Origin of the sequence: Methylobacterium segetis, assembly GCF_004348265.1 — a bacterium.
GTDB lineage: Bacteria > Pseudomonadota > Alphaproteobacteria > Rhizobiales > Beijerinckiaceae > Methylobacterium > Methylobacterium segetis.
The window spans coordinates 1-22,700 of sequence record NZ_SMNT01000031.1 but is presented as its reverse complement, the minus strand read 5'-3'; the positions used below and the strand labels follow the sequence as shown (position 1 = coordinate 22,700).

At 70.0% G+C, this 22,700-nt stretch carries 16 protein-coding genes and 1 pseudogene; 10 read left to right on the top strand and 7 right to left on the bottom strand.

Annotated elements, in window-relative coordinates; all coding sequences use genetic code 11:
* Positions 1–10: 10 nt before the first annotated feature.
* From tssF to E1J50_RS10285, 7 genes are all read right to left on the bottom strand, one after another.
* Complete coding sequence (gene tssF / locus E1J50_RS10315; RefSeq protein WP_132253148.1) at positions 11–1,984, bottom strand: type VI secretion system baseplate subunit TssF; 1,974 nt, start codon at positions 1,982–1,984, stop codon at positions 11–13.
* On the bottom strand, positions 1,981–2,526 hold the full coding sequence (locus E1J50_RS10310; protein ID WP_132253146.1) for a type VI secretion system baseplate subunit TssE: 546 nt from the start codon (positions 2,524–2,526) through the stop codon (positions 1,981–1,983). The genes tssF and E1J50_RS10310 overlap by 4 nt, the downstream gene beginning before the upstream one ends.
* Positions 2,527–2,652: 126 nt before the next feature.
* Entirely contained in the window at positions 2,653–3,135 is a 483-nt protein-coding gene (locus E1J50_RS10305; protein ID WP_132253144.1) for an Hcp family type VI secretion system effector, read from the bottom strand.
* 129 nt (positions 3,136–3,264) lie between these two features.
* Positions 3,265–4,776 (bottom strand): type VI secretion system contractile sheath large subunit, encoded by a 1,512-nt coding sequence (gene tssC / locus E1J50_RS10300; RefSeq protein ID WP_132253142.1) that lies wholly within the window; start codon positions 4,774–4,776, stop codon positions 3,265–3,267.
* A 125-nt stretch (positions 4,777–4,901) separates the two neighbouring features.
* Positions 4,902–5,462 (bottom strand): type VI secretion system contractile sheath small subunit, encoded by a 561-nt coding sequence (tssB, locus tag E1J50_RS10295; RefSeq protein ID WP_132253140.1) that lies wholly within the window; start codon positions 5,460–5,462, stop codon positions 4,902–4,904.
* Positions 5,463–5,638: 176 nt separating this feature from the next.
* Positions 5,639–6,964, bottom strand: a complete 1,326-nt coding sequence (locus E1J50_RS10290) for a type VI secretion system protein TssA (protein ID WP_132253138.1) — start codon at positions 6,962–6,964, stop codon at positions 5,639–5,641.
* A 113-nt stretch (positions 6,965–7,077) separates the two neighbouring features.
* Positions 7,078–7,626 carry an OmpA family protein gene (locus E1J50_RS10285; RefSeq protein ID WP_245516510.1) on the bottom strand — a complete coding sequence of 183 codons (549 nt, stop codon included), beginning with the start codon at positions 7,624–7,626 and terminating at the stop codon, positions 7,078–7,080.
* 97 nt (positions 7,627–7,723) lie between these two features.
* Between E1J50_RS10285 and E1J50_RS10280 the strand changes: the two genes are divergently transcribed.
* The 10 genes and pseudogenes from E1J50_RS10280 to E1J50_RS10235 all read left to right on the top strand — a co-directional run.
* Entirely contained in the window at positions 7,724–9,553 is a 1,830-nt protein-coding gene (locus E1J50_RS10280; protein WP_132253133.1) for a type VI secretion system Vgr family protein, read from the top strand.
* A gap of 7 nt (positions 9,554–9,560) precedes the next feature.
* Positions 9,561–10,115, top strand: coding sequence for a DUF6931 family protein (locus E1J50_RS10275; protein WP_132253131.1), 555 nt, complete (start codon positions 9,561–9,563; stop codon positions 10,113–10,115).
* 101 nt (positions 10,116–10,216) lie between these two features.
* The gene (tagH, locus tag E1J50_RS10270; protein WP_132253129.1) at positions 10,217–11,638 is read left to right on the top strand and encodes a type VI secretion system-associated FHA domain protein TagH; all 1,422 of its coding nucleotides are present in this window, start codon (positions 10,217–10,219) and stop codon (positions 11,636–11,638) included.
* Between the two features lie 331 nt (positions 11,639–11,969).
* Positions 11,970–13,307: a type VI secretion system baseplate subunit TssK gene (gene tssK, locus E1J50_RS10265; protein WP_132253127.1), complete on the top strand. Its 1,338-nt coding sequence runs from the start codon at positions 11,970–11,972 to the stop codon at positions 13,305–13,307.
* A gap of 46 nt (positions 13,308–13,353) precedes the next feature.
* Positions 13,354–14,808, top strand: a complete 1,455-nt coding sequence (tssL, locus tag E1J50_RS10260) for a type VI secretion system protein TssL, long form (RefSeq protein WP_132253125.1) — start codon at positions 13,354–13,356, stop codon at positions 14,806–14,808.
* A gap of 115 nt (positions 14,809–14,923) precedes the next feature.
* Positions 14,924–18,538, top strand: coding sequence for a type VI secretion system membrane subunit TssM (gene tssM / locus E1J50_RS10255; protein ID WP_132253123.1), 3,615 nt, complete (start codon positions 14,924–14,926; stop codon positions 18,536–18,538).
* Between the two features lie 5 nt (positions 18,539–18,543).
* Entirely contained in the window at positions 18,544–19,236 is a 693-nt protein-coding gene (tagF, locus tag E1J50_RS10250; protein ID WP_132253121.1) for a type VI secretion system-associated protein TagF, read from the top strand.
* Entirely contained in the window at positions 19,233–20,054 is an 822-nt protein-coding gene (locus E1J50_RS10245; RefSeq protein WP_245516508.1) for a PP2C family protein-serine/threonine phosphatase, read from the top strand. The genes tagF and E1J50_RS10245 overlap by 4 nt, the downstream gene beginning before the upstream one ends.
* Positions 20,051–22,105 (top strand): protein kinase domain-containing protein, encoded by a 2,055-nt coding sequence (locus E1J50_RS27795; protein WP_207919179.1) that lies wholly within the window; start codon positions 20,051–20,053, stop codon positions 22,103–22,105. Before E1J50_RS10245 ends, E1J50_RS27795 begins: the two co-directional genes overlap by 4 nt.
* Before the next feature lie 132 nt (positions 22,106–22,237).
* Positions 22,238–22,700 (top strand): annotated as a pseudogene (locus E1J50_RS10235) (hypothetical protein); the annotation flags it as partial.

Here is a 22,700-nt window from a genome sequence, read left to right as displayed (position 1 = left end):
AGCGGGCCGGTCACAACGGCCTCCGCGCGCCCGAGCGGGGCGGCCATCGCATGATGTCGCCGCGCTCCACCGTCCGGATCACGGTCTGGGTGAAGTGGTTGAGGCCGGCATATTCGGCGAAGAAGCGGTCGAGCACGGCGCCGAGCAGGAACACGCCCGTCCCCTCGAAGGCCTTCTCCTCCAGGAGCACCGTGATCTCGGTGCCCCGCGCCGTTCCGGTGCCGGTCCGGCGGCGCAGGCGGCGCACGACGGGCCGGCTGCCGATCGACCGGACGCCGCGGATCCGCCGCTCGATCGAGCCCTGGCTGAGATCGGCGAAGAGCATCAGGACCTCGCGCAGCGCCTCCGCGCCGCTCGGCGTGCCGCGCAGGGTGCGATCGACGAGCCCGAGATGATTGAGGCTCAGGATGTTGAGGAGCCGCCACGCGACCGAACCGGTGAAAGCCGTCTCGGTCCGGCTGCGCAGGGCCGAGACGACCGCCTCGCGCGGGCGCGTGGGTCCGTGGAGGCAGACGATCTGCAACTCGCTGTCGTCGAGGAAATGGAAGTCGACGGAGCGCTCGCCCACGGGCAGCTGCTCCGGCAGGTGCCGGTTCGAGCAGAGGGCGCGGATGCTCAGCTCGGACAGGCCCCGCTCCTCGTCGATCCGCGTCGGCTCGACAAGGGTGAGGAACACGTCCGTGCCGACATAGTCCGAGACGGTGCCGTAGGTCCGCTCGGAGCTCGTCCGGCGGCGCGGCAGGCGCCGGACCGTGTAGGCGAGCGCCGGCTGCCGGGTGGCCTCGCCGCGCGCCGAGTAGAGGGGCGGCACCGCGACCTTGTTCGCGCTGCCGGCCTCGTGCGCGTTGACCTCCAGCACCTGATGCACCTCGAAGTCGAGGGTCCGGCTGCGGTCCGGGACGAGGTGGAACTCGTGCTGGCGGTGGCTCACCGGGACGCGGTCGAGGGACCTCCGGAAGAGGTTGACGGCGGGCACCGCGTAGAGGGCGAAGGCGTCCGGCTTCACGGCGGCGGGCAGGCGCGCGCTCGCCTCGTCGAAGGTGAAGACGATGTCGAAGGCGCGCGCCTCGAGCCGTCCGACGAGCGCGTCGAGGCCGGTCAGCGCGAAGCCGACGAACTTGCGCGGGAAAAGGAAGTAGTCGCGCAGGAGGTTGAAGCCCTCGAACACCCTCAGGTCGTTCGGGATCAGGGCATCCTCCGGCTCGAAGCCGAGGGGGGCGATGCAATCGTCCCCGGCGCGGCGGACGATCGCCTCGCCCTGTTTGTCGAGGTGGCGGATGTAGGTGGCCGTGCGGTCGGCGAAGATCTGCTCCAGGATCGCCACCGCGTCGGCCTCCGGCCCGACGAGGTGGATCGGCAACTCGCGCACGGCGCAGCCGGCGATCCAGGAGGCGGGGCTGCGCGCGATCTCCGCGTGATCGGTGATCTCGTCGCCGCGCTCCTTCGCCGTGCGGTGGAGGACCTCGATGCGAAGGCCCGCGACGTCCTCCCGCCCGGTCGGGATGCCGAGCGCCTGGATCGGGCCCGGCGACGCGAAATACTCGACGCGCCCGATCTCGAAGGGCCAGATCGTGAGGTCGGACGTCGTCCGGAACCGGCAGGAGATCTGCCGCTGCATCTCCTTGTAGGTCGAATCGAGGAGGGCGCCGCGCGGAATGCGGCGGCCCTCGCGCAGGGCGGGATCGCCGTAGACGGGCACCACCTTCGCCAGCAGGGCGGAGGGCGTCGGGGCGAGGTAGTTCGGAACGAGCTGCTCGAGCAGGCTCGCGGTGAATTCGGGAAATTCGTGCTTGAGCTTCAGCTGGACGCGGGCGGCGAGGAAGGCCGCGCCCTCCAGCATCCCGAGGATCATCGGGTCCGAGCGCTCCTCCAGGAGGCCCCCGAGCCGCTCCGCGAGGCTCGGGAACTCCTCGGCGAACTCCTTCGCCTGGTCTCGCAGGACCGCGAGCTCCCGATTGTAGAGATCGAGGAATTCCTGGTTCATCGGCGCTGGATCACGATCCGGCCGGTATCGCGCTCGAGATCGGCGAAGAACTGCACCGGCAGGCTGAGCGGCTCGATGTCGAGGGCGGCGGAGACGACGAAGCGGATGCGCAGCGTTTCGGTGCCGATGAAGCGGTCGCGGTCGACGCGGACGGAGCCCGGAACGAGCCTCGGCTCGAAGTTCGAGAGCGCCCAGACGATCTCGTCGGCGATGTCGTTGACCGAGTGCTCGTCGATCGAGCGGTGCATCGTGTCGGGGAAGCCGAAATTCAGGATCGAGCGGCGCACCTCCGGATGGTCCGAGAGGTCGGTGCCCGCGGCGAAGTTCACGGTGTTGAGGAGCGATCCGAGATCGAACTGGACGATCTCCTGCAGCTCGTTCTCCGAGATCGACCCTGCGACGACGGAGCGGCGGCCGACGATCGCGCGCGGCTGTTGGGCGCCTTCCGGCGCCGTGTCGGCAGGGCGCCCCTGCCCACGGTCACGCTGCCGGGCCGCAAGACGAAACGCCTCCGTGATCGGAGTCCGGACCCGCTTGGTCATCTGAGGGCTTCGCTTCTGCGACAGGCTGATCCTGCGGAATGCGGCGGAGGCGATGCGGCGGCCCGCGGGGCGCGGCCCCGATCGGCCTCAAGCCGTCGGGGCCGCGAGAGCCGTATCGGAGCGCTCTCAGGACGAGACGTTCTTCGCGATGTCCCAGGAGATATCGACCGCTTGACCAGGAGCGCCATTCTTCTCCTGGGGCGTGTAGACGTATTTGATCTTGCTGAAATTGAGCGTCACGTTCTCGGTGAGGCGATCCTCGCCGCCCGACCCGCCCAGCGACACGTTGGCAACGATGATGTTTTCGAGATCGATCTTGATGTACTCGAGCGGATTCTCGCCGGCCTTGCGGACGACGAGCTGGCCCTTCGCGATATGCTTACCGTTGCAGCAGAACTGAAACAGCGTCGGCGAAGATTTGTCGATGTACTTCGTGAGGCTGAGATCCTGAACCGCGACTTTGCCCGAGCCCGAGCCCGAGCCCATATGCGTGGTTCCCGATTGCGAGGCACCCCAGGACCAAGCCAGGATGTCGATCTCGTTGCTGTGCTTCGCGTCCTGGGCCTCGCCCTTCACGCCATCAAGCTTGAGGAAAATATCGACGGCCATCGTCACACTACTCCATCTGCCCGCAGAGATGCGCGGGTCCGTTCGGGATGTCCGCTCGATCTGACCTCAGCCGATGCTGAAGAGGACGCCGCGCCCCGCGAGCGTCGGTTCGGGGCGCGGGCGGAGGGGCTATTTCGCCGGTGCGGGCAGGCGTGACACCAAGCTCATCCCAATATCCATGCCCTCGAGCTGGTAATGCGGCCGAAGGTAGAAGCGGGCTGAGTAGTATCCAGGATTTTCTTCATTCTCGAACACGTCGACGCGCGCATCGGCGAGGGGTCGGCGGGCTTTCGTCTGCTCGGAGGAATTGACCGGATCACCGTCCACGTACTGGTTGATCCATTCCTGCAGCCATCGCGTCAGCTGATCCTTCTCCTTGGTGGAGCCGACCTTGTCGCGGACCATGCACTTCAGGTAGTGCGCGAACCGGGAGACCGCGAACATGTAGGGAAGTCGGGAGGAGAGATTGTCGGACGCCGTCTGCTCGACGCCCTTCTCACCGAAATAGGTCTTCGGCTTGTAGAGCGACTGGGCGCCGATGAAGGCGGCCTTGTCCGTGTTCTTGCGGTGGATCAGCGGGATCAGGCCGGCCTTGGCGAGCTCCGCCTCGCGCCGGTCGCTGATCGCGATCTCGGTCGGGCACTTGAGGTCGACGCCGCCGTCATCGGTCGGGAAGGTGTGGCTCGGCAGGTTGACGACCTCGCCGCCCGACTGGACGCCGCGGATGCGCACCGTCCAGCCGCATTCCTTGTAGGCGCGGTTGATGTTCACGGCCATCGCGTAGGCCGCGTTCATCCAGGCGTACTTGTCGCCCGTATGGCCGTCGGTCTCCTCCTCGAAGGCGAATTCCTCCACCGGCTCCGTCCGTGCGCCGTAGGGCACGCGGGCCAGGACGCGGGGCAGGCACAGGCCCATGTAGCGGGAATCGATCGAGTCCCGCAGCGACTTCCAGGCCGCGTAGTCGGGCGTGTCGAAGATCTTGCCGATGTCGCGCGGGTTCGACAGCTCGGTGTAGCTGTCCATGCCGAGGAGCGTCGGGTCGGCGGCGGCGAAGAACGGGGCGTGGGCGGCGCTCGCCACCTTGCTCAGGTCGCGCATCAGCGCCACGTCGGTCGGCTGGTGGCTGAAATAGTAGTCGCCGATCAGGCAGCCGAACGGCTCGCCGCCGAGCTGGCCGAACTCCGCCTCGTAGACCTGCTTGAACAGCGGGCTCTGGTCCCAGCGGGCGCCGGGATATTGTCGCAGCTCGCGGTACAGTTCTGTCTTCGAGGCGTTCAGCACCCGGATCTTCAGCGTCGCGTCCGTCTCCGAGTTGAAGACGAGGTAGTTCAGGCCCCGCCACGCGCTCTCGATCTGCTGGAACGGCTCCGCGTGGAGGATCGCGTTGACCTGATCGGTCAGCTTCCGGTCGAGCTGCGCGATCATCGCCTCGATCGTGTCGAGGACGTCCGTCTTCACGACGTCGCCATGCGCGAGCGCCTGGTTGATGAGCGTGACGACCGCGCTCTCGACCTCGGTCTGCGCGTCCTTGCTGCGCGGCTTGAAGCTCTGCTTCAGGAGATCCGCGAACTCGCCGAGCTCGCTGGTTTGTACAGCGGCGTCGTCCCGCTGCGGCTCGAAGCCTGCCATTCCTGCCGACATGGTCGCCCCTCGAAACCCCTCACCGCCGCGGCGTCGAGGGGCCGCCTCCCGGCCCCGCGCCCGCCACGCGCCTCACCCCGTCACCGAACCCGCCCGGCTCGCCGGGCGGGCTCTCTCGCCCCGCCTCAGGCCCCGTCCGCCGGGGCGGCCCCGTTCTCCTGCGCCCCGCCTTCGGCCTTGGCCGCGCGGGTGCGCTCCACGAGCTCCTTGAGCGCCGCCATCTGGTCGCGATTGCCGAGGAGAGCCTGGATCTGGTCGCTGGCCGCAGCCTTGCCGTCCATGTAGCGGAGCAGGTTGGCGAGCTGCTCGCGCGCCTTCAGGATCTCGGCGAGCGGCTCGACCTGGCGCGCGACGGCGGCGGGACTGAAATCCTCCATCCGCTCGAAGCGCAGGTTCACCGAGAGCTTCTCGTCGGGATTGTCCGACAGGCGGTTCGCCACGCGGAACGCCACGCCCGGATTGATCGCCTTCATCCGGCGATCGAAATTGTCCATGTCGAACTCGGTGAACTTGCGGTCCCCGACCTTCTCCTTGGCGGTGCCGGGATCGTTGCCCGAGAGATCGGCCATCACCCCCATCACGAACGGAAGCTCGACGTTCTTCTCCGCGTCGTAGGGATCTTCGTAAGTGATGTGCACGCGCGGCGGGCGATTCCGCTTGATGAATTTCTGACTCGAGTCGGACATCCGGGACTCCTGCAGGTGCGACGACTGCCGAGCGCGAAAAAGGGGAGCATCATTCGTGCGAGGAATGCTTCGGATGGAATCCGCCGCGACTCTTCCTCAGATTCTGACCCACGATTGCATAGACGATAAAATCCACACGCCGGCCAATGTCAAGCTTCCAGTCTCACCATCAAGCTTTAATCCGTATCGCGTGAGAGACGAATACCCGGTAGAACGTCGGTCAGGATGCTGAGGAAGTCCTGGTTGACGAGGCTACACGCACGATCGGTGAAGAGGGGTATCGGACTCGAGGGTTCGTAGGTCCGGTAATAGGCGGCGACCTCCCGGAGGAGAGCGACGGCCGCGGCGCGGGAGGCCACGTCGAAGACGGGCACCGGCGCGTCCTCGAGATCGAGGAAGAGCTCGTCCTCGCCGATGAGCTCGGCGATCCGGTCGATGCGCAGCTCGAACGAGGATCCGGGCTTGGGGCCGATATAGAGGCTCGCCTCGCCCGCGTGGTTCGGCACCAGCGCGCGCAGCATCTCGTGGAAGGGCAGGCCGATGAGCCTTTGGGCCTGACGCACGAGCAGCGCGGCAGGGCTCGACCGTTCGTGCCGCTGGAAATAGTCGCTCACCGCCGCAAGGGCGGCAGCCGCGGCGGCACGCCCCGTGATGGCGCCCGTGGGCAGGGCCGCCGCGGGAGCCGGACCGACTGACGGCGCGGCCGCCCCCTCCTCTGCCGGAGCCGGCATCGCCGGGGCCGGGGCCGGAGAGACATCCGCGAAGGCGCGCAGCATCCCTTCGGCCAACTCGACCAGCCGGTCGAGCCGGGCCGCTCCCGAGCCGCCGGCCCGCTCGGCGCTGATGCGCCCGATCTCCGCGGCGGTCTCGCCGAGACGCCGCGCGCTCTCCCGGGCGGCCGCAACATCGTCCGGATCGGCCTCGCGGAGGGCGCGTTCCAGGTCGGAGCGATCGAGGGTCGCCTCGTCCTCGCGCGCCGACGCGGCGGCGGTGGCCACCATCATCGTCCGGCCGCTGATCCCGCCGAAGCGCCGGTGCGAGACGAGCGGCAGGTATTGGAGCGGCAGGACCATCGTCGGCATGTCGTCGAGAGCCTGCAGGACCGCCATCCGATAGCCGAAATCCCCTTCCTCGCCCCGCGGATGCACGGTGTCCCACTGGTCGCGGAGCAGGGTCGCGATCAGGTCGAGGCAGCGCACGCAATCGGCGAGGTTCCGGTCGAGGGCGAGGAGGCGGCCCGCGAAGGTCAGCAGGCGCAGGTCGCGCGTGCGCTTGAGGAGCCCGTTCAGGGCAGCGAACTCGGCCTTGAAATCGATGCTGGAGCGGTCGAATTGCTCGACCATGCCCTCCTCGTTCCGTTTCAGGAACGCGGCCGGCAGGACGTACTCCACGCGCGCCATCAGCTGCATGAAATCCGCGTCGCCCTCGAGGTCGAGGTCCGGCCCGCAGGGCGCGTCGGCCGAGAGCGGTCGCTCGAACTCGGCGAAGTTCAGGGAAGCCATGGCAGGGGTGCCGGATCAGACTCGCGCTCGGTCGAGAGGTCGCGCCGACGGACGGTGGCTGCCATCGGCCGTTCGCCGCAGGGCGGCCGAACGGCCCGGACGTGCGTTCCGGCCTAGTCCTCGCGGATGCGCGCCTCGACCCGGCGATTGACGGGATCCGAGGGGTCGGACGCGCGGGGCTTGGACTTACCGAAGGCCTTGGCCTCGAGCCGCCCGGCATCGACGCCGCGCTCGGCGAGGTAGCGCGTCACGGCCTGCGCCCGGCGGGACGACAGGTCCATGTTGAAGGCCTCGCCGCCCTTGGCGTCGGTATGGCCCTCGATCATGAAGCCGGAATGGCCGAGCTGCGCGCCGCGCAGAGCCTTGGCGAACTCGTCGAGATTGGCTCGCGCGCCCGGCGTCAGCGTATCCGAGTTGTAGTCGAAGTTGACGATCAGGTCGAAGCCGCTGCTGATCTTCGGGCGGGAGGGCGCCGACTTCGCGCACTCGCTGTCGGCACCGATGCAGAGCGCCCGCGACGGGCCGAGATCCTTCGCTTCGGAGAAATGCCGCTCGATGTCGGAGGCGCTGTAGGCCGGCTTAGTCTGTGCAGACGCAACAGATGCGAGAACGCAGCAGGCGAAGCCAAGACTCCAGCCCAATCCAGAAACCAGCCGCGACATCGTCATTCCCCATAGCAGCGAGTCGACTATGCGGCCCGGTTCCGGTACTGTCAAGTCTGCGTGATCGCCTGTTCATCGAAAACCGGAAAACGCTCGAATGCAATCAACGCCGTCACAGGAAACGCGGATCGCGCGCCTGAAGACTCCGGTATCCGGTGACAAACTTGTCTTGTCGCGGATGGAAGCGGACGAGGGCCTGAGCGAGGCGTTCGAGTACAGGATCGAGGCTCTCAGCCCACAGCGAAATATTGACTTCTCGCAATCCATTGGAAAACTCTGTACCGCCAGCCTGCAAAGCTACGAAGGCGCCGTCCGGCACTTCAACGGCGTTCTCGTCGAGGCGCAGTGGATCGGCGTGCAGCAGGACCTGTTCGCCTACCGTCTCGTGCTGCGGCCCTGGTTCTGGCTGCTCGGGCGCAAGGCGAATTGCCGGATCTTCAACGAGAAGAACGTCCTCGACATCATCGAGGAAGTCTTCGCCGATTGCAGCTTCAGCAAATACAAGATCAAGGCCAATCGCGGCGATTACCCCAAGATCGAATATTGCGTGCAATACCGCGAAACCGATCTCGCCTTCGTCTCACGCCTGATGGAAGAGTTCGGCCTCTACACCTTCTACATGCATTCGGAGAGCCAGCACCTGCTCGTCATCGCCGATTCGAAATCGTGCCACGAGAAGGTGGCGGCCGCGGGCGGCAGGCTCCCCTTCATCGCCCATCACGGGCAGAACCAGCGCAGCGGGGAGCACATCTACCACTGGGTCTCGGAGCGGCGGTTCCGCACCGGCAAGTACACGCTCAACGACTTCGACTACATGAAGCCGACCGCCGACCTCAAGGCGGATGCGCAGGGTTCGGAGGCGTACGCCGAAGCGAGCCTCGAATCCTACGATTACCCCGGCCGCTACACCGAGCGCGGGCGCGGCAAGAGCTTCGCGCAGGTGCGGCTCGAGGCGGAGCAGGCCCTGGACCATCGCCGCCACGCCGCGGGCGACGCCGTCAGCCTCTATCCGGGGGGCCTGTTCAGTCTGAACCAGCATCCGACCGACGACGACGAGTATCTCGTCGTGCGCGCCACGCACGCCTTCGTCGCCGAGCAGTTCAGTTCGACGGGCGCGGCCTCGCCCGAAGAGGTCTATCACGGCCATTACGAGCTTCTGAAGAGTTCACGCCCCTTCCGCGCGCCGATCGTCACCCCCAAGCCCCATATCCGCGGCCCGCAGACCGCGATCGTCGTGGCGCGCGAGAAGTTCAAGAGCGAGGAGATCGACGTCGACGAGGAGGGCCGGATCTTCGTCCAGTTCCACTGGAACCGGGACAAGAAGCGCATCTCGCGCCCGGTCCGGGTGGCGCAGATGTGGGCGGGCAAGGCCTGGGGCTGGCAGTTCATACCCCGCGTCGGCCAGGAGGTCGTCGTGGAGTTCCTCGAGGGCGACCCGGACCAGCCGCTCGTCGTCGGCACGGTCTACAACAAGGACTACGCGTTCCCCTACGCGCTGCCGGCCAACAAGACGATCTCCGGCGTGAAGTCGGACTCGACCAAGGGCCACAACGGCTACAACGAGTTCCTGTTCGAGGACAAGAAGGGCCAGGAGAACGTCAAGTTCCGGGCCGAGAAAGACCACGACTCGGTCGTCCGGCACGCCGAGACGCGGGTGATCGGCGAGACCTTCGAGACCCCGGTGGGCTCGCCCGCCCGCGCGACCACCCTGAAGAACGGTGACGAGAAGCTGAAGGTCGAGAGCGGCAACTGGAACGCCGACATCGCCCAGAAGATCCACTTCAAGGCCGGCCTGCAGATCACCTTCGAAGTCGGCGCGAGCAAGATCACCATGACGCCCGCCACGATCAAGATCGAGTCCGGCGAGATCAAGCTCGAGGGCGCGGCCGACATCGTTCAGACCGCCCCGCTGATCAAGATCAATTGAGGGGTCCATGACGAGGCTGCGCTTCAGCACCGCCCAGGAAGTCTTCGACGCGCTCCCGACCCTTCGGGACGACATGGAGGCGGCTCCGACGAGCGAGCCGCCCCACACCTACCTGCGTGCCCTCGGCACCAGCGAGACGCCCGAGGACGGCGTCGCCTTCTGCGCCTACGTGCTCGGGCGCCGCGAGGCGGTCTGGTGGGCCTGCCAATGCGTCCGGCTGCTGATCCCCGGGCCGGAAACCTCGGATGCGGCCCTGCAGGCCGCGGAGGCCTGGGTGCACGAGCCGGAGGAGGAGCGCCGCCTCGCCGCCCTCACCCTCGGCGCCGAGGCGGACCGGCGCCTGCCGACGACCTGGCTCGCCCTGGCGGCCGGGTGGTCCGGGGGCAACATCGCGCGGCCCGGCCAGGCCGCCGTGCTCGCCGCGCCGCACTACACCGCCAAGGCGGTCCGGGTGGCGATCCTGAGCGCTCTCGCGCGCGTCACGGCCCGGGAGCGCGCCGACCGGCTGCGGCGCTGCCTCGAGGGCGGCCTCCGCCTGATGCAGGTGCCCCAGGAGGCCTGAATGCGGCGCGCCGGATCACGCCCGGCCGCGCGGCGCCGGTGGGTGCGCCGCGCGACGTCTTCCTGTAGCGCTGACACGAGTTCCGGAGCAGGTTCGGCCCGATGCCGCTGAGTCTCATCATCGAGAATGTCACGAGCCTGCCCGACGGCGGTCCCCTTGCCTACACGGTGAACGGGACGCGGGGCATCGACATCGGCCGCGACCAGTATCTCGACTGGCCCCTGCCCGACCCGGGCCGGGCGATCTCGGGCAAGCATTGCGAGGTGCGGTGGCGCGAGGGCGCCTACTGGCTGCACGACGTGTCGCGCAACGGCACCTTCGTGAACCAGACCGCCCAGCGCCTGCAGGAGCCCTACCGCCTGAGGGGCGGCGACCGCCTCTATATCGGGCATTACATCATCCGCGTGGAGATCGACGGCGAGAGTGGCCTGTCCTCGGCGCCCGCCCCGGTCCCGGTCGCTCACCCGACCGATCATCGAACGGGCGATCTCTGGGGCGGCGCGGGCGATGCCGCCCCGGGTGAGGACCCGCGCAAGTTCATGCCGAAGGAGCGCAACGGGCCGGCCCAGGTCGATTTCGCCGAATGGTCCGTCCATATCCCGGCGCCCGAGACGGAGGGGGCCGATTTCGCGCCCGTTCCCTCCGTCCAGACGCCCGCTTCGTCCCTCTCCGGCGGCTGGCCGCCTGCCGGGGCGCCGGATTCCGGCAGGCCCCGGCCGATGCCGGGAGGCTCCCTCTGGGCGGAGGAGGCGCCGGGCGGTCCCGTCACGCCGCCGCCGACGCCGGACCGGCCCTGGGGTGAGCCCTCCCTCGGGATCTCCAGCGGGCGCGAGCCCGCACATCCCGCGGAGTCACGGGCCCCCGCCCCGGCGCAGGAGCCGGCCTTCACCCCGCCGCCGCGATCGGCTCCGGCCTCCGGCGCCCGACCTGCGCCGGCGGGCGGCGCGGACGATTTCGTCGCGCGCTTCGCCAAGGGTGCGGGCGTCTCGCCCGAGATCTTCGACTGGCGCGATGCCGGCGACCTCGCGGAGGAGCTCGGCGCCCTCACCCGGCTCTCGGTCGAGAACCTGAAGCAGCTTCTCGCCGCCCGCGCCGAGGCGAAGCGCGTGGCGCGCGCCTCCAGCCAGACCATGATCCAGGCCCTCGACAACAACCCGCTGAAGTTCACGCCGACGACCGAGGACGCCCTGCGCATCCTTTTCGGGCGCCCGACGAGCGGCTACCTGCCCGCCCGCCGGGCGATGGAGGAGGGCTTCCGCGACCTCAAGACCCATCAGGTCAAGGTCTACTCGGCCATGCAGCACGCGCTGCGCCTCCTGCTGCAGGACCTCGATCCCGAGGCGGTGGAGGCGTCGATGGGCGACGACAAGGGTCTCGGCGCCCTGCTCGGCTCGCGCAAGGCGCGCCTGTGGGACCTCTACGCCACGCGCTGGGACGCGATGACCGCCGCCCACGAGGACGGGATGGTCGACGCGTTCATGGTCTTCTTCGCCGAATGCTACGACCGGGGCGGCAAGGGCTGAACGCCCGCCCCGAACAGGCCGGCCCGGCCCCGAAAGGCCCGGGGGGGGCTGGCGGCAAAGCGATTCGTGATCCGCATTTGAATCGCGGCGCGCGCCTGAGCGCGCCTGAGGCGGCCCGCTCCGGACCGTCCCGATCCCGGCGCGAAGCGTAAACAGATCCTCTCAAAACTGCACTGGCGGCCGATTCGGGAAGGATTCGCTCGCCGATACCCTTTTCGCGGGAGTGATGCGCGTCCATGACAGTGGCTTGGAATATGCGGAAAACCGGTGTGTTTGGCTGACAGGCGGTGGCCGCACGGTTATACAACATCGCCGGAAGGGGCCGCGGCGAATGTCCTGGAACAGTAAGGTTGTCTGGTCGGAGGGTTTGTTTCTCCGTCCGCACCACCTGCAGCAGAACGATCGATATCTCGAAAGTCTAGTCGAGAGCCGCGTGCGGTATCTCGCCCCTTATCCTTGGGGTTTCTCTCAACTCGAGATCGACCGCGACCTCGCGCAGCAGAGTCGCTTCTCCGTGCGCCGCGCCGTCGGCATCCTGCCGGACGGGACGCCCTTCGACATACCCGGGCAATCGCCCCTGCCGCCGCCGATCGACGTGCCGGAGGACGCGGCCAAGCAGATGCTCTGGCTGATGATGCCGGTGGCCGCGCCGAACAGCCGCGAGGTCGAGGCCGCCGACGCCGAGAGCGCGAGCCGCTGGTATCCCGGGCAGGAGACCCTGATCGACTCGACCTCGGCGCTCCGATCCGAGGAGGAGATCGACGTGGCGCATCCGCGCCTGTCCTTCGAGCTGCGGCGCAGCGCGAAGCCCGGCTATGTCGGCCTGCCGATCGCCCGCGTGGTCGAGGTCCGCGACCGGGCCGTGGTGTTCGACGAGCGCTTCGCGCCCCCGCTCCTCACCTGCGCCGCGCACCCCGTGGCGACGGGCTGGATCGAGCGGGTGATCGGCTGGATCGACAACAAGCTCGAGGAACTCGCCCGCTACGCGGCGGACCCGACCGCCGGCGGCGGCCTGCAGAGCGCCGACTACTTCATGCTGCAGGTCCTGAACCGGCACATCCCGGTGCTGAAGCACTTCCGGGAATCCCGCTACGTGCATCCGGAACGGCTCTTCGAGGAGTTGCTGCGGATCGCGGGCGAGCTCGCGACCTTCGCCACGGCGGGTCGGCGCGCCCAGACCTACCCGGCCTACGACCACGACGCCCTGGAGATGGTGTTCGAACCGGTCCTGCGCGACATCCAGCACTTCCTGAGCGCGCATCTCGGCCGCCGCGCCATCCGCCTCGAACTGCTCGAACGGGCGCCGAACGCCTTCATCTCGACGATCCGCGACCGGAACCTGTTCCGCAACGCGACCCTCATCATCGAGGTCTCCGCGCGCCGGCCCCTCACCGAGATCCAGAACCAGTTCCCGAACCTCTTCAAGGTCGGCCCGAACACGAAGATGAACGAGATCGTGCACGCCCACCTCCCGGGCGTGCCGCTCGTCCACCTGCCGACGCCGCCGCCGCAGATCCGCGCGATCACCGATCACGTCTATTTCCGGCTCGACCGGCACTCGCCGCTCTGGCCGGAATTCAGCGTCGCGAGCTCGATCGGCCTCCACTTCGCCGGCGAGTGGCCGGACCTCCAGCTCGAGCTCTGGGCCGTCCAGGAGGGGCGGCAATGACCGCGCCGGCCCGGCCCGGATCGCGGCATCGCGGGCGGGGTGAGCGATGAGCAGCCCCTCCGACCCGTTCGGGCGCGGAGACCGGACGATCATCGTCCCGAACCCGGCCGGGCGGCGGCCGGGGCCGGACACGCTCTCCCCGCAGGCGCCGCAGGCCTCGTCCCCGGCCTATCCGCCGCCGGGATACGGCGCCCCGCCGGAGCCGGGCCGGCAGGGCCAGCCGAGCGCCGCCGACGCGTGGTCCTCGACGGCCGCCCCTCCCCCTCCGCCACCGCCGGCCGAGCGCGGGCGGGCGCTCGTGCTCAAGCGGGACATCGTCGTCGCGCCGAACCAGAACCCGTACCTGAAGGCGGCCGGCCCCCTCCTGCTGCTGTTCGGCCGCCTGCGCGTGCAGCTCTCGCGTGCCTCCTTCGCGAACCTGATGGAGCAGGTCGCGTCGGCGATCGAGGATTTCGAAGCCGATGCCCGCGCCGCAGGCGCGCCGGCCGAGCAGACCCGGACCGCCAAGTACATCGTCTGCGCCACGGCCGACGACGTCGTGCAGAACATCCCCACCGACGAGCGCCACGTCTGGACGCAGTACAGCATGCTGAGCCGCTTCTTCGGCGAGCGGACGGGCGGCGTGCGCTTCTTCGAGGAGCTCGACCGGGCCAAAGTCGACCCGCACGGGACCTACAACCTGCTGGAGCTGCAATACGCCTGCCTGGCGATGGGCTTCCAGGGGATCCACCGCACCTCTGCGGGCGGCGCAGCGACCCTGCAGCAGATCCAGCGCAACCTCTACGAGATGCTCCGGCGGACGCGGCCCGCGAACCGGGAGGTCTCCCCGCGCTGGCAGGGCCGCAGTCTCGCGGCGGCCATCGCGCAGTTCCAGGTGCCGCTCTGGGCGATCGGCTCCGTCGTGGCCGTCCTGCTCCTCGGCTTCTACATCCTGCTCCGCTTCATGCTGGCCGGCAGCACCGAGGCGGCGGCGACCGCCCTCGTCTCCGTGCATCCGGCGACCGAGCTCGGCATCCAGCGCCGCATCTACACGCCGCCCCCGCCCCCTCCCCCTCCGCCGCCGACGAGCCCCACCGCGAAGCTGCGCAGCGCCCTCCAGGACGAGATCGCGAGCCAGAAGATCTCGGTGAGCGAGGCGGGCAACACCATCGTGGTGCGCATCGCCGCGGCGCTCTTCCCGCCGGGCGACGCCGCCGTGAAGCCCGAGTTCCGCACCCTGATCGAGCGTCTGGCGAAGCTCCTCGACGGGCAGCCGGGCGGCATCAAGGTCGTCGGGCACACGGACAGCGCGCCGATCAAGAACGTCCGCTTCCCCTCGAACTTCCACCTCTCGCTGGAGCGCGCCAAGGCGGTCGGACAGGTCATGAAGGCGGGCCTCGCCCGGCCCGAGCGGGTCGAGGTCGAGGGCAAGGGCGCCGACGTCCCGATCGCCCCGAACGATTCGCCGGACGGGCGGGCGCGCAACCGCCGGGTCGAGATCCTGATCCCCCGCGGCGGCTGATTGCCGGTCCGAGAGCCCCTGCCGAGATCCCCCGCCGAGAGCCCCTGTCATGAGCGCCCGAGAGCCGTCCCGCCCGAGCCGTCCGTCGTGAGCCGTCCGTCATGAGCCGTCCGTCATGAGTCTTGCCGCCTGGCTTCGTCTGGCCGCCACCGCGATCGGCGCCCTCGCCCTCTGCGCGCTGTTCTGGTGGGCCGGGCCCCTCGTCGCGGTGGGGGATGTGCGCCCGCTCGAGCCGGTCTGGGCGCGCGCGATCCTGTGCCTCGCGATCCTCCTCGGGGCGGGAGGCTATGTCGGCTGGGAATTCTACAAGCGGCGCAAGGCGATCCGGGCCCTCGAATCGGAGGTCGCCGCCGGCGACGAGGCCGAGACCGACGGCACGGTCCTCCAGGCCTCGATGCGGGACGCGCTCGCCACCCTGCGCAAGGTGCGGGGCGCCAAGGGCGACCACCTCTACGAGCTGCCCTGGTACGTGATCATCGGCCCTCCCGGCTCGGGCAAGACCACGGCGCTCGTCAATTCCGGCCTCAAGTTCCCCCTGAGCCGCGGCGCCACGCCCGAGGCGGTGGCCGGCGCGGGCGGCACGCGCTACTGCGACTGGTGGTTCACGGACGACGCGGTGCTCATCGACACCGCCGGCCGCTACACGACGCAGGATTCCGACCCGCGCTCGGACCGCCAGAGCTGGACCGCCTTCCTCGACATCCTGAAGAAGTACCGGCCGCGCCAGCCGGTGAACGGCGTCATCGTCGCGATCAGCCTGGAGGATCTCCTCCGCGGCGGGGAGGCGGAGGTCGTCGCCCACGCCAACGCCGTCCGCAAGCGGCTCCTCGAGCTGAACGAGCGCCTGGGCATCGATTTCCCGGTCTACGTCGTCTTCACGAAGGCCGACCTCCTGGCGGGCTTCACGGATTTCTTCGCCCACCTGCCCGAAATCGACCGCCGCATGGTCTGGGGCCACACCTTCCAGACCGACGAGAAGACCCGCAACATGATCGGCGACGTGCCGGCCGAGTTCGACGCGCTGGTCGAGCGCCTGAACGAGTGGCTGCCCGACCGCCTGCAGGAGGAGCCGAACCCCACCGCCCGCGTGGTCCTGTTCGGCTTCCCCTCCCAGCTCGCCTCGACCAAGGCGCACGTGGTCGATTTCCTGAACCGCGTGTTCGAGCCCTCGCGCTACCACGTCAACGCGACCCTGCGCGGCTTCTACTTCACCTCCGGCACGCAGAACGGCACCCCGATCGACCAGCTGATCGGCTCGCTCTCGCGCAGCTTCGGCTCCGAGGATGTCGGGGCCGGCGCCTATTCGGGCCAGGGCAGGAGCTACTTCCTCACCGACCTCCTCAGGACCGTGATCATCGGCGAGGCGGGCTGGGTCTCGACCGACCGGGCCGCCGTGCGCCGCTCGAACCTGACCCGGCTCGCCGCCTATGGCGGGCTCGCCCTCGCCTCGGCGCTCCTCGTCGGCCTGTGGTGGACGAGCTACCTGCGCAACAGCCAGCTCGTGCAGCAGAGCAACGTCCTGCTCGCCAAGTACCAGGGCGAGGCGGCCGAGATCCTGCGCGAGCCCGTGGTCGCGGACCGCAACCTCGCCCGCGTGGTGCCGCTCCTCAACACGCTCCGCTACATGCCCGCGGGCTACGCCTTCCGCGAGGAATCCGCGCCGACGCTCGCCACCTTCGGACTGAGCCAGCGCGAGCGCCTCAACTCCGCGGCGCTGACCGCCTACCACACCGGGCTGGAGCGCCTCCTGCGGCCGCGCCTGATCTTCCGCCTGGAGGAGCAGCTGGAGGCGAACCGCAACAATCCCGGCTTCCTCTACGAGGCGCTCAAGGTCTACCTCATGGTCGGCGGGCGCCCCGAGGCGCCGCCCGACCGCGACCTCGTGCTCGCCTGGATGCGGCGGGACTGGGCGGAGAACCTCTTCCCCGGCGCCGGCTACGCGAAGGGGCGCGAACTCCTCGAGGAGCACCTGCGGGCGATGCTCGACCTCGAGGACGGCACGCCGCTGCTCGTCTCGGTCAACCAATCCCTCGTCGACGATTGCCAGCGGGCGCTCGCCCGCCTCAGCATCGCCGAGCGCGCCTACGAGCTCCTGAAATCGGACGCCCGCGCCGCCTCCCAGCGCGACTGGACGGCGCTGAGGGCCGGCGGGCCGGACACCTCCCTCGTCTTCGAGGTGGTGGGCGGCGGCGACCTCGACCGGGTCCGGGTGCCGTTCTTCTTCACCTATGACGGGTTCTTCGAGGCGTTCATCGACCGCTTCGGAGACGTGGCCGAGGCCGCCGACCGCGACCGCTGGGTGCTCGGCCCCTCGGGCGAGCAGCAGGCCTACACGGCGCAGTACGGCTCGCTCTTCGCCGACCTCCTCAAGCTCTACGCCCGCGACTTCGTGCCCGCCTGGAAGCAGGCGCTCGCCAAGCTGAAGATGCGCGCGCTCCTCAGCGACAAGCCGCGCTACCTCGCGCTGCAGGCGGTCGCGGCGCCGACCTCGCCGCTGCGCCAGATGCTCGAATCGCTGCGCGACGAGACGCAGCTCACCCGCGAGCGCCCGGCCGACAAGGGCAAGGACGGCGACGGGCGGGCGGGCCGGGCCAAGGCCATCGCCGGCAAGGCGGCGGCGGATGCCGCCGAGCGCGCGGTCACGGACCGGCTCCCGTCCGGCCTCGCCTCGACAGCGACCGCCCTCGGCCGCCTCGGGATGGAGGGGCGCGGCGGCGGCCGCGACCGTTTCGCCGTGCCCACGAACGAGGCCCCCGGCGCCAATATCGAGGCGGCCTTCCGGCCCTTCCACGTCCTCCTCGACGGCGAGGCCGGCCGCCGGGCCACGGACCAGCTCATCGCCAACCTCAACGAGATCAAGAACGCGGCGCTCTCCGCCCTCAACCCGGCCGAGGCGGCGCAGGCCAACATCGCCCTGGTCACGCAGGCCCGCTCCCTGCGGGCGCTCGCCGCTCGCTTCCCCCCGCCCTTCGAGCCGATGATCCGCGGCATCGCCAACGAGTTCGAGGGCAGCGCCACGGGTGCGGCCGTCTCGCAGGTGGCGCAGTCGCTCGGCGATCAGGTGATCCGCGACTGCCAGCAGATCGTGACGAACCGCTACCCCTTCGTCCGGACGAGCGACCGCGAGACGCCGATCGCCGATTTCGCGCGGCTGTTCGGCCCCGGCGGCATCCTCGACCGCTTCTTCACCCAGAACCTCGCGGCCCGGGCGGACCGCTCGCGCCCGCAATGGGTCTGGCGGCAGGACGATCAGGTCGCCCGCTCCTTCTCGGCCGCGACCCTCAGGGAGTTCCAGCGCGCCGCGGAGATCCGCGACGCCTTCTTCCCCACCGGCGGCAACATGCCGGCCTTCGCCTTCGCCGTGACGCCGCTGACGCTCAGCGCCGACGTCCAGAAGGCGCGGCTCGACGTGAACGGCACGGCGCTCGAGACGCAGCAGGGCGTCAACGCCCCCGTCACCATGCAATGGCCCGGCCCGGCGGGGCTCGGCCGGACCGCGATCACCCTCGATTTCGGCTACAACACGCAGCCGATCGTCATGGAGAAGACGGGGGCGTGGTCCCTCTTCCGGACCCTCGACACGGGCTCGGTGCTGAAGCAGGGCGACAACATCGTCGCCACCTTCGTGATCGGCGGGCGCCAGCTCTCCTACCAGATCAACGTCAGCTCGCTCCTGAACCCCTTCGCGCTGCCGGCCCTGCGCGAATTCCGCTGCCCCTCCGGCATCTGACCGCCATGCGCTGCGGCCTCTATGGGAAGCTCCCCGCCAAGCGCGACTTCATCGCCCTCGGGACGTCGCGCGAGTTCCTCGCGACCGTCGAGCCCTGGCTCCAGCAGGGCGTGGCGGCGAGCCGGGCGAGCCTCGGGGCCATGTGGCAGCCCGCCTTCCTGCGGGCGCCGATCTGGCGCTTCTGGCTCGGGCACGAGGTCTGCGGGGCGACGACGCTCGGCGCCCTGATGCCCTCGGTGGACGGGGTCGGGCGCTACTTCCCCCTGGCGGCCTTCGCCTGCACCGAGGCCGACGAGCATTGGGCGCCCCCGGACATTGACCCGCAGGATGCCTGGATGGGCGCCGTCGAGGACATCCTCCTGTCCGCGCTCGCCCCCGGCACCGGCCTCGAGAGCGTCAGCGAGGCGCTGCAGGCGCTCGGCGGCCCGGCCGCGGCGGCGCCGCCGGCCCTGCCCGAGGGCATCGCCGAATGGCCCCGCGCCGCCCTCTCCGGCCCGCTCGCCGAGGGCGATGCGAGGGGGGCCTTCGCGGCCTTGCGCGCGGCCGGGATCGCGCGCTCCAGCGCCGGCGCGACCTACTGGTGGACGCTGGGCGGCGAGGAGGTGGCGCCGCGCACGCTGGCGAGCCGCGGCCTGCCCGATCCGGCCTGTTTCGCCGCGATGCTCACGGGGTCATTCGGGAGGGTTAGCCGCGCATGATGCAGGACGCCAACGATCCCCTCGGCCTGCCCCTGCCGGGCGCCCCCGGCCTGCCGGGACCCTCCCCCTTCCGCTGCGCAGCCCTGAGCGACACGGGCCGGGTCCGCCAGCTGAATGAGGACCGCTATCTCCTGGCGCCCGAGATCGGCGTCTTCGCCGTGGCCGACGGGATGGGCGGGCACGAGGCCGGCGAGGTCGCGAGCACGACGGTGGTCGAGAGCCTCGCCTCGATCGGCGCCGCGGTCTCCCCGAACGACCTCCTGGCGCGGCTGGAGGATCGGATCCTGCGCGCCAACATGGCCATCCAGGAGATCGGGCAGGCGCGGGACCGGGTCATCGGCACCACCGTCGCCGTGCTCCTCGCCTTCGAGCGCAACTTCGCCTGCGTCTGGTCCGGCGACAGCCGCATCTACCGGCTGCGCGGCGGCGACCTCCTCCAGCTCTCGCGCGACCATACGGAAGTCCAGCAGCTCATCGACGCGGGCACCCTCACCTCCGAGGAGGCGAGGACCTGGCCGCGGCGCAACGTCATCACCCGCGCGGTCGGCGTGCGGCCGGAGCCGGAGATCGAGCTGTCGAGCGGCGTGCTGGAGCCGGGCGACACCTTCCTGATCTGCTCGGACGGGCTGACCGGCCACGCCGAGCCCGAGGACATCCGCGCGCGCCTCGACGGTGCCGAGCCGCAGGCGGCCTGCGACGCCCTCGTCGCCCTCGCCCTGGAGCGGGGCGGCACCGACAACGTGACGGTGGTGGTCGTCCGCTACGATCCCGCGCCCGGACCCGACGGCCCCGGCGCTCCCGACGAGGTATCCGCGTGAGCGACGAGACTGTCATCTCCCCAGGGCCCTATTTCCGGCTGACGCCGGGGACGCGCCTGAACGGGATCTACGAGATCGACCGGTACATCACGTCCGGCGGGATGGGGGAGATCTACCGGGGCCGCGCCGTCGTCACCGGCGACGTCGTGGCGATCAAGACCGTGCGGCCGGACCTCGCCCAGAACGACACCGCGCTCGCCCTGTTCCGCAAGGAAGCGGCCTCGCTGCACAACCTCTACAACGAGGCGATCGTCCGCTACTTCGTCTTCACGATCGACCCCGTCCTCGGCATCCCCTACCTCGCGATGGAGTTCGTGGAGGGCGAGTCGCTCTCCGACATCCTCCGCCGCGGCGCCCTCGGCACACCGGACATCTGCGTCCTGATGCGCCGCCTGGCGCTGGGGCTGCAGGCCGCCCACCAGCTCGGCATCGTCCACCGCGACCTCTCGCCCGACAACGTCCTGGTGCCCGGCGGCGACGTCTCCCGCGCCAAGATCATCGATTTCGGCATCGCGCGCTCGCCGCTCGGCGAGGGAACCCTGATCGGCAGCGGCTTCGCGGGCAAGATGAACTACGTCTCGCCCGAGCAGCTCGGCCTGTTCGGCGGCGAGGTCGGCCCGCCATCGGACATCTACAGCCTCGGCCTCGTCATGGCCGAGGCGGCGCGGGGCAAGATCCTCGACATGGGCCACAGCCATGTCGAGGTGATCGACCGCCGCCGTCGCGTGCCGGACCTCGCCGGGATCGATCCCGATCTGCGCACGATCCTGCAGCGGATGCTGCAGCCGAATCCGAAGGACCGGCCGCAGAGCATGGCCGAGATCGCCGCCTGGGTGCCGAAGGTGGCGCCGAGCGGCGGCCGGCGCTGGCTCGTCGCGGGCGCCGCCGCGATCGTGCTGATCGCCGGCGGGCTCGGGACCGCACTCCTCACCGGCACGCTCGATCTCGGCGGGCTCTGGCCCCGCACCGGGGGCGAGCCCGGCCAGAGGGCCGCCGAGCCGGCGAACCCGAACCGGGCGAACGAGGCCGCGCGGCTCGCCCCGGAGCCACCCGCCTTCCCGCCGGAACTTCCCCCGGCGCGCCCCGAGCCGCGCCAAGAGCCACTCCAAGGGCCACGCCAAGAGCCGCGCCAAGAGCCGCGCCAAGAGCCGCGCCAAGGGCCGCGCCAAGAGCCCCGGACCGAGACGGCGCGCCGCGAGAGCCCGCCCGTCGACGGCCCGCGGCAGGATGCGCCGAGGCAGGATGCTTCGAGGCAGGATGCTCCGAGACAGGACCCGCAGAGGCAGGAGGAGTCGCGGCTGGAGGAGCCGCCGCCCGAGCGCCCCCGCAACGATCCCGCCCTCGCCCACCTGCCGCCTCCGAGCGGGTCGCCGGAGGCGCCTCCGTCCCAGGGCCGGCAGCGGCGGGAGACGAGCCTCGACCAGGTGCGCGACTTCCTGCGCGGCTACAGCGGCGGGCAGTGCTTCTTCATCACGCCCGTGACGCTGGCGATGAACGAGGCGACGATCGAGGCTTTCGGCTCGACCCCCGCCCCCTTCATGGCCTTCGACGAGGCGTTCCAGCGCACGCTCGGCTTCGAGCCGGAGATCAACCTGCGCCAGATCACGGCGGCGCAATGCCCCCTCGTCGACTACCTCGCCCGGCAGGGCGCGCAGCGCGGCGCGGCCAAGCCCGCGCTCTCGCTCAAGGCGGATACGCTGCGCAGCGGCGACGAACTCGTCGTGACCAGCGACACCAAGGCCGACCGCACCGTCGAGCTCCTGCTGATCTCGGACGAGGGGACCGTCCACAGCCTCGCCGCCTACGCCAAGAAGGCCGGCGACGCCCTCACCGCCAAGCTGCGCGTCGTCGGCAACGAGCGCAGCGCCGACGCGCAGCCGCAACTCGTCGTCGCGCTGGCGAGCCACCGCCCGCTCGCCGGCGCGATGGCGGCCGTGAAGGCCGGCGGGATCAGCGCCGACCGCTTCTTCAAGCTCGTCTCCGAAGACGCCGCGAAGAGCGGTCCGATCGGCATCAGCGTCAAGTACTTCAAGCTCAGCAACGGGGCCTGACGCGCGTGAAGACCGGCGTATCACCGCCCGTACCGTACTCGATCCGATTTTCGATTGCCTTCCGGGCGAAAACAACAGATCGTCCGCGCATGACCAGGGCAGAACGATTGATGTCGCGCCGGGGGAGCTGACGTGACGGCGTTCGAGACCTTTGCAGGCAGCGTTTCGGAAGAAGCCTGCCTGGCGGAGGTGATGCGGCTGCGGCACGGGGAGCGCGCCTGCGAGGCCTGCGGCCGCGAGGCGGGCTTCGAGGCGACGCGCAAGCACCGCGCCTTCGCCTGCCGGAGCTGCGGCTTCAAGCTCTATCCCTGCCAGGGGACCCCCTTCTCCAAGCCGCAACCGCCGCTGCAGCACTGGTTCTACGCGATCGACGCCCGGGCCCGGGGGCGGTCGGCGAAGCCCGCCGACCTCGCCCGCGCCCTGAAGACCTCGCGGCTCCTCGCCGAGCACCTCGACGAGCGCGTGGCGCAGCTCGAGGGCGAGGGCGCGCAGGGGCAGCCCGCGATCGACTGGTTCGAGGCCGTGTCCGCGTTCACCGCGGAGAGGCTGCACGCCGAGCGGGCGACGCGGGTGATTCCCCGCCGGGACGAGGCCG

Coding starts and splice junctions, on each gene's coding strand:
- tagH (WP_132253129.1), top strand. CDS start 10,217: ATGCCGCTGAGTCTCATCATCGAGAATGTCACGAGCCTGCCCGACGGC.
- E1J50_RS10305 (WP_132253144.1), bottom strand. CDS start 3,135: ATGGCCGTCGATATTTTCCTCAAGCTTGATGGCGTGAAGGGCGAGGCC.
- tssB (WP_132253140.1), bottom strand. CDS start 5,462: ATGTCCGACTCGAGTCAGAAATTCATCAAGCGGAATCGCCCGCCGCGC.
- E1J50_RS10285 (WP_245516510.1), bottom strand. CDS start 7,626: ATGTCGCGGCTGGTTTCTGGATTGGGCTGGAGTCTTGGCTTCGCCTGC.
- E1J50_RS10275 (WP_132253131.1), top strand. CDS start 9,561: ATGACGAGGCTGCGCTTCAGCACCGCCCAGGAAGTCTTCGACGCGCTC.
- tssC (WP_132253142.1), bottom strand. CDS start 4,776: ATGTCGGCAGGAATGGCAGGCTTCGAGCCGCAGCGGGACGACGCCGCT.
- E1J50_RS10245 (WP_245516508.1), top strand. CDS start 19,233: ATGATGCAGGACGCCAACGATCCCCTCGGCCTGCCCCTGCCGGGCGCC.
- tssL (WP_132253125.1), top strand. CDS start 13,354: ATGAGCAGCCCCTCCGACCCGTTCGGGCGCGGAGACCGGACGATCATC.
- tagF (WP_132253121.1), top strand. CDS start 18,544: ATGCGCTGCGGCCTCTATGGGAAGCTCCCCGCCAAGCGCGACTTCATC.
- E1J50_RS10290 (WP_132253138.1), bottom strand. CDS start 6,964: ATGGCTTCCCTGAACTTCGCCGAGTTCGAGCGACCGCTCTCGGCCGAC.
- tssF (WP_132253148.1), bottom strand. CDS start 1,984: ATGAACCAGGAATTCCTCGATCTCTACAATCGGGAGCTCGCGGTCCTG.
- E1J50_RS10280 (WP_132253133.1), top strand. CDS start 7,724: ATGCAATCAACGCCGTCACAGGAAACGCGGATCGCGCGCCTGAAGACT.
- tssK (WP_132253127.1), top strand. CDS start 11,970: ATGTCCTGGAACAGTAAGGTTGTCTGGTCGGAGGGTTTGTTTCTCCGT.
- E1J50_RS10310 (WP_132253146.1), bottom strand. CDS start 2,526: ATGACCAAGCGGGTCCGGACTCCGATCACGGAGGCGTTTCGTCTTGCG.
- tssM (WP_132253123.1), top strand. CDS start 14,924: ATGAGTCTTGCCGCCTGGCTTCGTCTGGCCGCCACCGCGATCGGCGCC.